General features: G+C 43.1%; 14 protein-coding genes. All 14 read left to right on the forward strand.

All coding sequences use genetic code 11. The features are described from left to right. Positions 1 to 3 precede the first annotated feature (3 nt). The 14 genes from OCV61_RS13385 (at position 4) to OCV61_RS13450 (ending at position 14,742) form a co-directional block, all read left to right on the forward strand. Positions 4 to 2,358 (forward strand): ABC transporter permease, encoded by a 2,355-nt coding sequence (locus OCV61_RS13385; protein ID WP_158422213.1) that lies wholly within the window; start codon positions 4 to 6, stop codon positions 2,356 to 2,358. Positions 2,359 to 2,382: 24 nt separating this feature from the next. Beyond that, positions 2,383 to 2,643, forward strand: coding sequence for a heavy-metal-associated domain-containing protein (locus OCV61_RS13390; protein ID WP_158422214.1), 261 nt, complete (start codon positions 2,383 to 2,385; stop codon positions 2,641 to 2,643). A gap of 111 nt (positions 2,644 to 2,754) precedes the next feature. Next, positions 2,755 to 3,627: a phosphoribosylaminoimidazolesuccinocarboxamide synthase gene (locus tag OCV61_RS13395; protein WP_262582998.1), complete on the forward strand. Its 873-nt coding sequence runs from the start codon at positions 2,755 to 2,757 to the stop codon at positions 3,625 to 3,627. A gap of 82 nt (positions 3,628 to 3,709) precedes the next feature. Then, positions 3,710 to 4,885 (forward strand): NAD(P)-dependent malic enzyme, encoded by a 1,176-nt coding sequence (locus OCV61_RS13400; protein ID WP_158422216.1) that lies wholly within the window; start codon positions 3,710 to 3,712, stop codon positions 4,883 to 4,885. A 206-nt stretch (positions 4,886 to 5,091) separates the two neighbouring features. Continuing rightward, positions 5,092 to 5,304, forward strand: coding sequence for a FeoA family protein (locus OCV61_RS13405; protein ID WP_158422217.1), 213 nt, complete (start codon positions 5,092 to 5,094; stop codon positions 5,302 to 5,304). Positions 5,305 to 5,411: 107 nt separating this feature from the next. Continuing rightward, a complete protein-coding gene (locus OCV61_RS13410; RefSeq protein WP_158422218.1) occupies positions 5,412 to 5,633 on the forward strand; it encodes a FeoA family protein in 222 nt (73 codons plus the stop codon). A gap of 107 nt (positions 5,634 to 5,740) precedes the next feature. Continuing rightward, positions 5,741 to 7,888: a ferrous iron transport protein B gene (gene feoB / locus OCV61_RS13415; RefSeq protein WP_158422219.1), complete on the forward strand. Its 2,148-nt coding sequence runs from the start codon at positions 5,741 to 5,743 to the stop codon at positions 7,886 to 7,888. Between the two features lie 84 nt (positions 7,889 to 7,972). Further along, entirely contained in the window at positions 7,973 to 8,440 is a 468-nt protein-coding gene (locus OCV61_RS13420) for a transcriptional repressor (protein WP_317258466.1), read from the forward strand. A gap of 201 nt (positions 8,441 to 8,641) precedes the next feature. Further along, positions 8,642 to 8,977, forward strand: a complete 336-nt coding sequence (locus OCV61_RS13425) for a DUF6110 family protein (protein ID WP_158422220.1) — start codon at positions 8,642 to 8,644, stop codon at positions 8,975 to 8,977. 2 nt (positions 8,978 to 8,979) lie between these two features. Next, positions 8,980 to 11,061 (forward strand): heavy metal translocating P-type ATPase, encoded by a 2,082-nt coding sequence (locus OCV61_RS13430; protein WP_158422221.1) that lies wholly within the window; start codon positions 8,980 to 8,982, stop codon positions 11,059 to 11,061. A 318-nt stretch (positions 11,062 to 11,379) separates the two neighbouring features. Continuing rightward, a complete protein-coding gene (locus OCV61_RS13435) occupies positions 11,380 to 11,949 on the forward strand; it encodes a DUF3793 family protein (RefSeq protein WP_262583003.1) in 570 nt (189 codons plus the stop codon). A 66-nt stretch (positions 11,950 to 12,015) separates the two neighbouring features. After that, on the forward strand, positions 12,016 to 12,438 hold the full coding sequence (locus OCV61_RS13440; RefSeq protein WP_158422222.1) for a flavodoxin: 423 nt from the start codon (positions 12,016 to 12,018) through the stop codon (positions 12,436 to 12,438). Positions 12,439 to 12,619: 181 nt separating this feature from the next. Continuing rightward, on the forward strand, positions 12,620 to 12,838 hold the full coding sequence (locus OCV61_RS13445; RefSeq protein ID WP_158422223.1) for a cation transporter: 219 nt from the start codon (positions 12,620 to 12,622) through the stop codon (positions 12,836 to 12,838). Positions 12,839 to 12,873: 35 nt separating this feature from the next. Further along, entirely contained in the window at positions 12,874 to 14,742 is a 1,869-nt protein-coding gene (locus OCV61_RS13450; RefSeq protein ID WP_158422224.1) for a heavy metal translocating P-type ATPase, read from the forward strand. The last annotated feature ends 99 nt before the right edge of the window (positions 14,743 to 14,841 follow it).

A 14,841-nucleotide genomic window follows, 5' to 3' on the forward strand; every position in this document is an offset into this window, starting at 1 on the left:
ACGATGAAAAATCCATTATTGAAACGTCTTCCAAAAGAATTAAAGGCAGATCTGGGGAAATACCTGGTGATCTTTCTTTTTATGACACTGACCATTGGATTTGTGTCAGGATTTCTGGTAGCCGGCTCCAGTATGTCAGCTGCCTACGATGAAAGCTTTGAAAAATATAATATAGAAGATGGAAATTTTACACTGTCTTCAAAGGCTTCCCAGGCACAACTGGAAAGGTTGGAAAAGGAAGGCGTCAGGATTGAAGAAAGCTTCTTTGTAGAAGAAGATGCGGATGCAGATTCTGATGGGAAGGCAGATGGAACGATGCGGATCTACAAGAACCGGACAGGCATGAATCTGATCTGTGTGATGAAGGGAGAGCTTCCGGAGGCAGAGAATGAGATCGCCATTGATCGTATGTATGCAGATAATAACCATCTGTCTGTAGGGGATTCCATAAAGATCGCCGATAAGGATATAAAGATCACGGGACTGGTGGCTTTGTCCGATTACAGCTGCCTTTTTTCTGATAACAGCGATATGATGTTTGATGCTGTAAAGTTCGGGGTTGCTATTATGACAGATTCCGGCTTTGACAGCCTGGGAACCACTCATCTTTCTTATCGGTATTCCTGGCAGTATGATAAGGCACCGAAGAACGAAACAGAAGAAAAAAATATGTCTGAGGATTTTATGAAGGCCCTTGCCAGAAATGTTTCTCTTACAGATTATATCCCGCAGTATTCTAATCAGGCGATCCATTTTGCAGGGGATGACATTGGCGGTGACCAGACTATGATGGAGGTTCTGCTGTATATCCTGATCGTGATCATGGCCTTTGTATTTGCTGTCACTACTAATAATACGATCACGAAAGAGGCTTCTGTGATCGGTACTTTAAGAGCATCCGGATATACCAGAGGAGAGCTGCTGAAACATTATATTGCACTGCCTATTCTTGTAACGCTGGCAGCTGCAGTGATCGGGAATATATTAGGATATACTTATTTAAAAGATATCTGTGCAGATATGTATTACGGAAGCTACAGCCTTCCTACTTATGTGACACGGTGGAATGGAAAGGCCTTTGTGCTTACCACAGTAGTGCCTATTGTGCTGATGCTGGTGATCAATATTATGCTGATCTACCGAAAACTGACTCTCTCACCGCTTAAATTTCTTCGCAGGGATTTAAGCAGATCCAAAAAGAAAAAGGCAGTACGCCTGCCGGCATTCAGTTTTATGAACCGGTTTCGTATCCGTATTATCTTACAGAATAAATCAGGCTATATTACCCTGTTTATCGGAATTCTGTTTGCCAATATCCTGCTTTTGTTCGGCATGATGATGACTCCGCTTCTGTCAAATTATCAGAAGAAGATCGTGAATAACATGATTGCAAAGTATCAGTATATGTTAAACGTACCAGAGGATGAAGAAGAGAAAGAAGAGGAAACAGACTCGGAAGAAAATAAGCTTACATTGATGGGTGTTCTGCAGAAAATCCTGACTCCGTCCCTGGAAACAAAAACAGAAGGGGCAGAGAAATTCTGTGTTTATTCCCTGAAAAACATGCCGAAGAATCATGATGGAGAGAGCATTACCGTATACGGTATCCAGGACGACAGCCAGTATGTAGACCTTGATTTTAAGGATGAAGGGGTATATCTGTCTGACGGATTGGCTGAAAAATACAATATCCATATCGGGGATGAATTAACATTAAAAGAGCCTTATGCAGACGATACCTATATCTTTAAAGTGGCAGGAACCTATGATTATCCGGCTGCACTGGCAGTGTTCATGCCTATCCAGGAGTACAGGAATACCTTTGACAAGGCAGAGGATTATTTTAACGGATACTTCTCAAATGAAGAAATTAAAGATATTGATGAACAGTATATTGCCACAACCATTACAGAGGATGATCTGACTAAGGTATCCAGACAGCTGACTGTGTCCATGGGAAGTATGTTCTACCTGGTCAATATATTTGCTGTTATACTTTTTGCAATCCTGATCTATCTGTTGACAAAACTGATCATAGAGAAAAACAGTGCATCCATATCCATGGTAAAGATCCTGGGTTATGAGAATAAAGAGATCATAAGTCTGTATCTTACATCAACTACCTGGGTGGTTATATTTTCCATAATTCTCAGTCTGGCAGCTGCTTCCTGGATCATGACTGCCATTTATAAGGTGATCATGATGGATTTCAGTGGGTGGCTGACATTGTATCTGGATCCTGTGATCTATCCGAAAATGGTAGCAATGGGGCTTGGTGTTTATGGTTTTGTAGCTGCCATGCAATACAGGAAAATAAAGAAGATCCCTATGGAACAGGCATTAAAGAATGTGGAATAAATTAAACAGAAAAGAGAAAAGAATATGATACAGATTACTATTAAAATCGACGGTATGCAGTGTGGGATGTGTGAGTCCCATGTCAATGATTCTATCCGCAGGGCTTTTCCTGTGAAAAAGGTTACATCTTTTCATACAAAAGGAGAAACCGTGATCCTTACGGAAGAGGACATTCCGGAGGAAAAGCTGAAAGCTGTGATCAAGGAAACCGGTTATGAGTTTAAGGGGATGACCAAGATGCCTTATGAAAAGAAAGGGTTCTTTTCCAGATTGTGGAAAAAATAAAAATGAGAGTGAAAGAAATAAGCCTTTGTTTGGCTTGACAGGAACGGGGGAATAGTGTTACCTTTATCCCGTTGAATGAATTAACTACGGAAGCTGACGAGGTGTAAAAAAATGCAGGAAATGAAGCCAATCAAAGAAGGTAAAGTACGTGAGATCTACGACAATGGAGACAGCCTGATCATGGTTGCCACAGACCGTATCAGTTGTTTTGATGTAATCCTCAATAATGAAGTTACCAATAAGGGCAAGGTGCTTACTCAGATGTCCAAATTCTGGTTTGACCTTACCAAGGATATTCTTCCAAATCACATGATCTCTACAGATGTGAAGGATATGCCTGAATTTTTCAGACAGGAGAAATATGATGGTAAGAGCATGATGTGCAAGAAGCTGGAAATGCTTCCATTGGAGTGCATTGTCCGGGGTTATATTACAGGAAGCGGCTGGGCAAGCTATAAGGAGAACGGCAAGGTTTGCGGGATCAGCCTGCCGGAAGGACTGAAAGAGTCTGACAAGCTGCCAGAGCCTATTTATACACCGTCTACAAAAGCTGAGATCGGTGATCATGATGAGAATATTTCTTTTGAGCAGAGTATTGATCATCTGGAGAAATATTATCCTGGCAAAGGTAAGGAGTATGCAGAGAAACTCCGCGACCTGACCATTGCACTTTATAAGAAATGTGCAGAGTATGCACTGGAAAAAGGGATCATCATTGCAGATACCAAGTTTGAGTTCGGGCTTGATGAGAATGGCAATATTACCATTGGCGATGAAATGCTTACACCTGACAGTTCCCGTTTCTGGCCTGCAGATGTATATGAACCGGGACATGGACAGCCGTCCTTTGACAAGCAGTTTGCCCGTGACTGGCTGAAGGCAAATCCGGACAACAACTGGACTTTGCCCCAGGAGATCGTGGATAAGACTATTCAGAAATATCTGCAGAGCTATAAGATGCTTACTGGCAAAGAACTGGATTGATCTGCGGAACACCGGCATAAGTGGGGATAGCCGGTGGATCATTTACTGTCGTTTGATTAAATAAAAGAGAGGGATGAATGAAATGGATTATGCGAAAGAATCGTTGAAGATGCACTATGACCTGAAAGGAAAGCTGGAGATCAAATGCCGCGCAGCAGTAGACTCCAAGGATGCATTAAGTCTTGCCTATACACCAGGGGTAGCACAGCCTTGTCTGGAGATCCAGAAGGATATTAATAAAAGCTATGAGCTGACCAGACGCTGGAATACGGTTGCTGTTGTGACAGATGGTACCGCAGTTTTAGGGCTTGGAGATATCGGACCAGAGGCTGGTATGCCGGTTATGGAAGGTAAATGTGTTCTGTTTAAGGCTTTTGGCGATGTAGATGCCATTCCATTATGTGTACGCAGCAAGAATGTGGATGATATTGTTGAGACTGTACGCCTTCTGGCAGGCAGCTTTGGCGGTGTAAACCTTGAGGATATTTCTGCACCAAGATGCTTTGAGATCGAGAAGAAGCTGAAAGAGTGCTGTGATATTCCAATTTTTCATGATGACCAGCATGGAACTGCAGTGATCACTTTGGCTGGTGTGATCAATGCACTGAAAGTAGTTGGCAAAAAGATGGAAGATATTAAGATCGTTACATCAGGTGCCGGTGCAGCAGGTATTGCTATTATCAGGCTTTTGATCTCCATGGGTCTTAAGAATGTGATCATGACTGACCGTAAAGGTGCTATCTATGAGGGCAGAGAGGGTCTGAATCCAATCAAGGAAGAAATGGCTAAGATCACAAATAAAGCTCATGAAAAAGGTACTCTTGCAGAGGTGATCAAAGGCGCAGATGTATTTATCGGTGTATCTGCTCCGGGAACACTTACTCAGGATATGGTACGTACCATGGCAAAGGATCCGATCATTTTTGCATGTGCTAACCCTACACCAGAGATCTTCCCGGATGAAGCGAAGGCAGCAGGTGCAGCTGTGGTTTCCACAGGAAGATCCGACTATCCTAATCAGGTAAATAACGTACTTTGCTTCCCTGGTATTTTCCGTGGAGCACTGGATGTACGTGCATCTGATATCAATGATGAGATGAAGATCGCTGCAGCCTATGCTATTGCAGGACTGGTAAGTGATGAAGAATTGAATCCGGATTACATCCTTCCGGCTGCTTTTGATCCAAGGGTAAAAGATGCGGTTGCAAAGGCAACTGCAGAAGCTGCCATCAAGAGTGGTGTTGCAAGGATTAAATAAGCTTTTTAAAATAGTAAAATGATTTACTAAGGACTGTCGCATTCGTTTGCGGCAGCCTTTTTTGATTGAGATAAATGCTGCTAATCATTGTGAGAAAAAAATAAAAAAAGTAGTTGACTACTAAAAGATATTAGAATATACTAATTAACGTAAGTGAGAAACAATATTTAATAGATATAGCTATGACAATGTGAAGGGAGAGTGTAATGATGCCTTTGTCTATGGTTAATGAAGGGGAGCCGAACGTGATCCGGAAAGTCGGTGGAAAAGAAGAGATACGCAAATTCCTGGAAAACCTTGGCTTTGTTGTAGGAGGTACAGTGACCGTTGTTTCTGAGAATGACGGTAATCTGATCGTAAATGTAAAAGATTCACGTGTGGCGATTGGTAAGGACATGGCCAATAAGATTATGGTGTAAACAGCATCTTATATCCTTGGAGATTTTCAGCCTCCGACAGACATGAGAGTCTGTCGGGGATTGTGAATTAATAAAAAGTTACATATTTTCATGAAAAGGAGTTTGTTATGAAAACATTACGTCAAGTTGCCGTTGGCCAGACAGTTACTGTTAAAAGGCTCCACGGCGAAGGGCCTGTAAAAAGGCGTATTATGGACATGGGAATCACAAAGGGCGTAGGGATTTATGTGAGAAAAGTTGCACCCCTTGGAGATCCGGTGGAAGTAACAGTGAGAGATTATGAGCTGTCCTTAAGAAAAGCGGATGCTGAGATGATCGAAGTGGAATGATTTTTTTTACACGGCTGTTAGTGATTGCTAATTAACAACTGTATATTCTAACAAATGGAAGAAGCTTAAAACGAAATTAAATCAGGAAAGAAAGAGGAGGCATGAAAATGTCGATTAAGATTGCGCTTGCAGGCAACCCGAACTGCGGCAAAACAACATTGTTCAATGCGTTGACAGGATCTAACCAGTTTGTTGGTAACTGGCCTGGCGTAACCGTTGAGAAAAAAGAAGGTCGTTTAAAAGGACACAAAGATGTGATCATTATGGACCTTCCTGGTATTTATTCCCTTTCCCCATATACACTGGAGGAAGTAGTTGCCAGAAATTACCTGATCAATGAAAGACCGGATGCAATCATCAATATCGTTGATGGTACAAACCTGGAAAGAAACCTGTATCTGTCCACTCAGATCATGGAGCTTGGCATTCCGGTAGTTATGGCTGTCAACATGATGGATCTGGTTCAGAAGACAGGGAATAAAATCTATATTGACAAATTAAGCAAAAAGCTTGGCTGTGAGGTAGTTGAGATTTCTGCTTTAAAGGGAACTGGCATCAGTAAAGCTGCTGAAAGAGCTATTGCGGCAGCCCAGAAGAAAAGCAGCGTAACACCTGTTCATGAGTTTGCTCAGGAAGTTGAGGATGTGATCAAGACTGTTGAGACAAAGCTTACAGGTATTGTTGCTGAGGAGCAGAAGCGTTTCTTTGCTATCAAGCTTCTGGAGAAAGACAGCAAGATCACAGAACAGATGAAAAGCGTGCCGGATGTATCTATTGAGGTTAAGGCTCTTGAAGATAAATTTGATGATGATACAGAGAGTATTATCACCAATGAACGTTATGTATACATTTCTTCCATTATCGGACAGTGCTATTCAAAATCCGCAAAAGGAAAGAAACTTACAACATCTGACAAGATTGACCGTATCGTGACAAACCGCTGGCTTGCACTTCCAATCTTTGCAGTTGTAATGTTTGTTGTTTATTATGTATCAGTAACTACGGTTGGTACGATTGTAACGGACTGGACAAATGATGTTCTCTTTGGCGAGATCATCCCTCCTGCGATTGAATCTGCACTGGAGGCTGTTCACTGTGCTGCATGGCTGCAGGGACTGATCCTGGATGGTATTGTTGCTGGTGTTGGCGCTGTACTTGGTTTCGTACCGCAGATGCTGGTTCTGTTCTTCTTCCTTGCATTCCTTGAGTCCTGTGGTTACATGGCCCGTGTTGCATTTATTATGGACAGAATCTTCCGCAAATTCGGTCTGTCCGGTAAATCATTCATTCCTATGCTGATCGCATCCGGATGTGGTGTTCCTGGTGTTATGGCTTCCCGTACCATCGAGAATGACAGAGACCGTAAGATGACTATCATGACAACTACCTTTGTTCCTTGTGGCGCAAAGCTTCCGATCATCGCCATGATCGCAGGCGCATTCTTCGGCAACAGTGGATGGGTGGCTACAAGTTGCTACTTTGTAGGCATTGCGGCAATCATCTGCTCTGGTATTATCTTAAAGAAAACAAAGATGTTTGCAGGTGATCCGGCACCATTCGTTATGGAGCTTCCTGCATACCATTGGCCAACCGCCGGAAATATTTTAAGAAGCATGTGGGAGAGAGGCTGGTCCTTTATCAAAAAGGCCGGTACGATCATCCTTCTTTCAACCATCGTTCTGTGGTTCTTAATGGGCTTTGGATGGGAAGGCGGTTCCTTTGGAATGGTCGAGGAACTGAACAACAGTATCCTTGCAAAGATCGGTTCTGCAATTGCCTGGATCTTTGGACCTTTGGGCTGGACAAAAGCCGGCGAAGGCTGGAAGATGGCTGTTGCTGCTGTAACTGGTCTGATCGCAAAAGAAAACGTAGTAGCTACCTTTGGTATGCTGTTTGGCTTTGCTGAAGTTGCAGAAGACGGCGCTGAGATCTGGGGTAACCTGGCACAGGTTATGACACCTATCGCAGCATATGGATTCCTGGTATTCAACCTTCTTTGTGCACCTTGCTTCGCAGCAATGGGCGCCATCAAGAGAGAGATGAACAACAAAAAATGGTTCTGGTTTGCAATCGGATATCAGTGCGGTCTTGCTTATGTGGTTTCACTTTGTATCTATCAGATCGGTACACTGATCACTACTGGAACTTTCGGTATTGGCACAGTGGTTGCTTTCATACTGGTTGCATGCTTTATTTATCTGTTATTCAGACCATACAAAGAGAGCAATACATTAAAAGTAAGTGTAAAAGCCTGATAAAGACAGGCACTTTTACAGCCTGCATCCAACAGGGTGCAGGCTGTTACTGCATCAGCCAAGAGCAAAAGGAGGTGAGTTTTGGTGGGAGAACGAAAGGAAGAAGTGGTAAGGGAGTCTCAGTCATATGAGCGGACAAAAATGCAGAAAACCATGGTGATCCAGAAACTTCGTGAGCAAGGTTGCAGGATCACCAGGCAACGAAGGACGATCCTGGATATTATTCTGGAAGAGGAGTGCTCCTGCTGTAAAGAGATTTATTTTAAAGTTCAGAAAAAAGACAAGAATATTGGTCCTGCAACGATTTACCGTATGGTGAACGTACTTGAGAATATTGGAGCCATCAGCCGGAAAAACATGTATAAGATCGCAGACTGCAGTATCTGTTGTGAGGAAAAATCCTGTTATGTGAAATTAAGTGACGATACAATATGCAGGCTTTCTCCCGGAATGTGGCGGGAAGTAATGAAGGCAGGCATGAAAGAATGCGGATATATAAAGGAACAGGAAATCGCCAGTATTGAAATGAAGGCTTGCAAATGCGAAGCCTGAAAGCAGGCAGGGTAATTACAGGATATGGGAATGCATTTTACCTCTTGGCTGTGAGAATATTAAATAATTGAGAATGTTTCTCGATTAAGAAAAAGTTTCTGGACAAGCAAAAATACGAATGCTATAATGACTTTTAAACTTTTATAAAGGAAGAAAAGCAGCAGAGATTATCTGACTGCAAAATATAAGGAGGAATCTATTATGGCAGATTTGAACTGGAAAAAATCAGGATTATTTGCAGCAGGAGTTTTATTTGGCACGGCAGGCATCAAAGCACTGTCCAGTAAGGACGCAAAGAAGCTGTATACCAACTGCACAGCAGCTGTTCTTCGCGCAAAGGATTGCGTTATGAAGACAGTTACTACAGTTCAGGAAAACTGCGGTGACATTTATGAGGGGGCAAAGCAGATCAACGAAGACCGTGCTGCTGCTGAGGAGACTTTTGAGGATACTACAGACGAGGAAGTAAAGACAGACCAGGAAGTCAAGGCAGAAGAGGATAAAACAGAAGAGGATACATTCAAAGAGGCAGAATAAAGATGCGTTTTAATATTAAACATGAGATCCGGGGAAGAATCAGGATCCATATTTTCCAGAAACGGATGACTTATCAGCAGGCAGATATCCTGCAGTATTATCTGGAAAATACTGACGGAGTGATAACGGCAAATGTTTATGATAAAACCTGTGATGCCACCATCAGTTACAAGGGTGACAGGAAGGAGCTTCTTCGCAAGCTACAGTGCTTCCGCTATGAGAATGTGAAGGTTCCGACAGCTGTGCTGGATAGCTCCGGCAGGGAATTAAATGAACAGTATAAAGAGAAACTTGTTAATAAAGTGATCTTTCATTATGCAAGAAAGTTTATGCTTCCAATGCCATTTTCAGCCATCTATACAGGTGTGGTATCTGCAAAATATATCTGGAAAGGCCTGAAGACTTTATGGCAGCGCAAGATCGAGGTACCGGTACTGGATGCGACTGCTATCAGTGTTTCTATGATCCGGGGAGATTTTGGAACTGCCGGTTCTGTAATGTTCCTTTTGGGAGTAGGTGAACTGCTGGAGGAGTGGACCCATAAGAAATCAGTAGGCGATCTGGCTCGTACCATGTCCCTGAATGTGGGCAAGGTATGGCTGCGCACAGAAGATGAACAGGAAGTACTAACTGATGCAGATGTGATAAAGCCAGGTGACTGTGTGGTTGTGCATATGGGCAATGTGATCCCGTTTGATGGTACAGTCCTTGAAGGTGAGGCTATGGTGAACCAGGCTTCTCTTACAGGTGAGTCTGTACCAGTACGTCGTGTATCTGGCAACACCGTGTATGCAGGCACAGTTGTAGAAGAAGGAGAAGTGGTCTTTACTGTTTCCTCAGTAGGAGGCAGCAGCCGGTATGAAAAGATCGCTGCTATGATCGAAGATACCGAGAAACTGAAATCCGGACTGGAGAGCAAAGCAGAACATCTGGCAGACCGTCTGGTTCCATATACTCTTGGCGGCACGGGTCTGGTGTATCTTCTCACAAGAAATGCTACAAAGGCACTTGCAGTGCTGATGGTTGATTTTTCATGCGCCTTGAAGCTGGCAATGCCTATTTCCGTATTGTCTGCGATCCGCGAGGCTAACCGGTACAAGATCACAGTTAAGGGAGGCAAATTCCTGGAGGCTGTAGCTGAAGCAGATACCATTGTATTTGACAAGACAGGCACTCTTACCAAGGCAAAACCAACCGTAGCAAAGGTGATTTCTTTTGGCAGACACAGTGAAGATGAAATGCTTCGCCTGGCTGCCTGTATGGAAGAGCATTTCCCTCATTCCATGGCAAAAGCTGTAGTAAATGCTGCAAAGCAGAAAGGTCTTGACCATGAGGAGATGCATTCCAAGGTAGAGTATATTGTGGCCCATGGCATTTCCACATTTGTAAACGATCACAAAACTGTGATCGGAAGCTCTCATTTTGTATTTGAGGATGAGAAATGCAAGATCCCGCAGGGAATGGAAGAGAAGTTTGAACAGATTCCAGAAGAGTATTCCCACCTTTACCTTGCTATAGACGGTGAACTGGCTGCAGTGATCTGCATTGAGGATCCGCTGCGGGAGGAAGCACCGGAGGTGATCCGCAGGCTGAAAGACGCCGGATTTACCAAGGTGGTGATGATGACCGGGGATAGTGAGCGTACAGCAGCTGCAGTTGCCAAAAGGGTTGGGGTAGATGAATATTATTCAGAAGTCCTTCCTGGAGATAAAGCCAGATTCGTAGACAAGGAAAAAGCCGCAGGACGTAAGGTAGTGATGCTTGGAGATGGCATCAATGATTCGCCTGCACTTTCGGCGGCTGACGCAGGTATAGCTGTCAGTGAAGGTGCACAGATCGCAAGAGAAGTGGCAGATATTACCATTGGTATTGATGATCTGTATAGCCTTCTTGCGCTGAAATACATTAGTGATGAACTAATGAAGAGAATCAGATGCAACTACAGAACCATTGTAGGCTTTAATACAGGACTGATCATCCTGGGGGTGGCTGGTATCCTGCAGCCTACTACTTCAGCACTTCTTCATAATACCTCCACATTGCTGATTGGGATGAGGAGTATGAAGAATCTTCTCCCGGAATAAATAGAGGTCTGTATGGGCGAAAATGTGGTTATTATGAAGACGAACTAGTACAGTGAAAATCAGGTAAGTCAATATGGCGGTTACTTAATATTCACTGTACCAGTCACTGACATCATAATGAGAATTATTATACAAATAAGGGAGTCATCATCTATTGACAAAAAAGCATAGATAAAGTAATCTATCTATGTGGTTAGCAAATACTAACTACCAATAGGTGATGGCCTTATTTTTTTAAATGACGGTTAGATGCAACTTATATGTATTACAAATGACTAATTACCTATCATTAAATGAATACAAGAAGGAGGATTCATTTTGGCGGAAAACATAGAAAGATATCTGATTGAACATTGTTCCCCTACGCTGGCGTCTGTAAAGGCGGCCAATCTGTTTAATGCAGTGACAGAAGATGACCAGGAATTGGCTGAACAAGTCAAACAGTGGAATCGCCTGATGAATCCAAAGGGAGTTAAGCTTCTGGTTTTGCGTAATCATGGACGACGAGCACTTGTATATGTATATCGTGAGAAAAAGCTGCAGGAAAAGCTGGACGAATCCGGTGTTGCAGGTTTTCTGGAAAAGTACGGGTATACATCCACAGATGCAGGGTATGCATTGAACCGCCTTGTGGAACGGTTTTCCGGGCAGGAGGGATTTCCTCATGAAATTGGGATTTTTTTAGATTATCCACTTGGGGATGTGATTGGTTTTATCAAAAACAGCGGACAGAATTATAAGTGTGCAGGCTGTTGGAAAGTATACTGTAATGAATGTGAAACTATGAAGCTGTTTCATAAGTACCGGAAGTGCAGGGATATTTACCGCAGTCTGTGGCAAAATGGAAGAAGTGTTGTGCAGCTGACAGTAGCCGGTGCCAGTGCATGATGGGCTGACCTGGTGAAAAGTTTGCTTAACATAAAATTTAATATGAATGAAAGGGGTATTTATATTATGAGTAAAGTTGCAGTTGTTTTCTGGAGCGGAACTGGCAATACAGAGACTATGGCAGATAAAGTAGCGGAAGGCGCAAAAGAAGCAGGCGCTGAGGTTTCTGTTTTTAGTGCAGAGGATTTCTCTGCTGACAAAGTGGAGGAGTTTGACGGACTGGCATTCGGCTGCCCTGCTATGGGAGATGAAGAACTGGAAGATACTATTTTTGAACCGATGTATGCGGCGTGTGAGCCAAAGCTTGCAGGTAAAAAAGTAGGTCTTTTCGGATCCTATGGATGGGGAGACGGAGAGTGGATGCGTACCTGGGAAGAAAATGCAAAAGGTGCAGGTGTATCACTTGTCGCTGATCCTGTGCTTTGCAACGAGGAGCCGGATGATGATGCACAGGCAGCTTGCCAGGATCTTGGAAAAGCACTTGCCTGAAAATATTATGGGATATTTCTTTGAAAATGTCTAAAAATATTATAGCGCCCTATTGACAAAAAGGTCTAGGGTGCTATAATAATATCAAACATATGAATAAATGTTCATATGATAAAACGAAATTATGAAAGACCTTAAGCAGGATCGTAAGCAGCCGGTGAAGGTAGAAAAGGAGTAGACCATGAAAAAAACTTACAAAATCGACGTTGATTGTGCAAACTGTGCAAATAAGATGGAGGACGCTGCCAAGCATACCCCAGGAGTTAAGGATGCTACTGTAAACTTTATGACACTGAAGATGATCGTTGAGTTTGAAGATGGCCAGGATCCTAAGGCTGTTATGCAGGATGTATTGAAGAACTGCAAGAAAGTTGAGGATGATTGCGAGATTTTTCTTTAAGCTTTAGAGAGGCAGATTTACAGGAGGCATGAATCGTGAATAAGAAACAGAAAAAAATGTTCATTAGGATTATTATTTCCACTGCCCTGATTATTATTCTGTCATTACTTCCGGTAGAAGGATACGTGCAGTTCGCTTTGTTTATGATTCCTTATCTGGTGATCGGATATGATATTTTGAAAAAAGCATGGAAAGGGATCTTGAACAGACAGGCATTTGATGAGAATTTTCTTATGGCAGTGGCAACCATCGGTGCGATCGCCCTGAAGGATTACAAAGAAGGCGTAGCTGTTATGCTTTTCTATCAGATTGGAGAACTTTTCCAGAGCTATGCAGTAGGCAAGAGCAGGAAGAATATCAGTGAGCTGATGGATATCCGACCGGACTATGCCAATGTGGAAAAGGATGGTACCCTATGCCAGGTAGATCCGGATGAGGTAGAAGTGGGAACCGTGATAATTGTACAGCCTGGCGAGAAGGTGCCTATCGATGGTGTGGTAGTAGAAGGCCAATCCACGCTGAATACCAGTGCACTTACAGGAGAGAGCCTTCCAAGAGAGGTTGGTTGTGATGACGAGATCATCAGCGGATGTATCAATCTGAATGGTGTGTTGAAGATCCGTACTACCAGGGAGTTTGGTGAGTCTACTGTATCCAAGATTCTGGATCTGGTAGAGAATTCCAGCTCCAAGAAGTCAAGATCTGAGAATTTTATTTCCAAATTTGCCAAATATTACACACCTGCAGTATGCTACTCTGCGCTGGCACTGGTGATCATTCCTCCGATTGTAAGGATGGCTGTTATGGGCCTTTCTCCGGAGTGGGGGGACTGGATCTACAGAGCACTTACTTTCCTTGTAATCAGTTGTCCGTGTGCCCTTGTGATCAGTATTCCGCTAAGTTTTTTTGCAGGGATCGGCGGAGCCAGTAATCAGGGAATCCTTGTAAAAGGATCCAATTATCTTGAAACATTGTCCCAGACAAAGTACGTTGTATTTGATAAAACAGGCACTATGACAAAAGGTGTGTTTGAAGTTGCAGGCATCCATCACAGTGACATGAGTGATGACAAGCTTCTGGAGTATGCAGCACTTGCAGAGTGTGCATCTTCCCATCCGATCAGCAAAAGCCTGAAAAAGGCTTATGGCAAAGCGATAGACAGAAGCCGTGTGACAGATATTGAAGAGATCAGCGGCAATGGTGTGATTGCCAAGGTTGATGGAATATCCGTAGCAGCTGGCAACACCAAGCTGATGGATCATTTGGGCATTAAATATATAGATTGTCATCATGTAGGCACAATTGTCCATATGGCCGTTGACGGTAAATATGAGGGACATATCCTCATTGCAGATATTATCAAACCCCATGCAAAAGAAGCAATCCAGGCGCTGAAAAAGGCTGGAGTCAGGAAAACGGTCATACTTACCGGAGACACTAAGAAAGTAGCTGATCAGGTTGCAGCCGAGCTGGCAATCAATGAGGTTTACAGTGAATTGCTTCCGGCAGACAAGGTAACTAAAGTAGAGGCACTTCTTTCTACAAAAGGTGAAAAAGAGAAACTGGCATTTGTAGGTGATGGTATTAATGATGCCCCTGTTTTGTCCAGAGCCGACATCGGTATTGCCATGGGAGCGCTTGGTTCTGACGCTGCGATTGAAGCAGCGGATGTGGTGCTGATGGATGATGACCCTCTGAAAATCTCAAAGGCGATCAGGATTTCCAGAAAGTGTCTTAGGATCGTTTATGAGAATATCTGGTTTGCTCTTGGTATCAAAGGGATTTGCTTGCTCCTTGGTGCTCTCGGTATTGCAAATATGTGGATGGCAATTTTTGCAGATGTGGGAGTTATGGTGATCGCCGTACTGAATGCAACAAGAGCTTTGTTTGTAAAGAATCTTTAAATTCAAAATAGGTAATTGCGAAACTCAAATTTGAAATATGAGAGCAGTTATCCACAATAAATGGAGATGATAAATGCAGAAACGTTAAATGACGAAATA

The organism is Blautia ammoniilytica, from assembly GCF_025566965.1.
Lineage (GTDB): Bacteria > Bacillota > Clostridia > Lachnospirales > Lachnospiraceae > Blautia_A > Blautia_A ammoniilytica.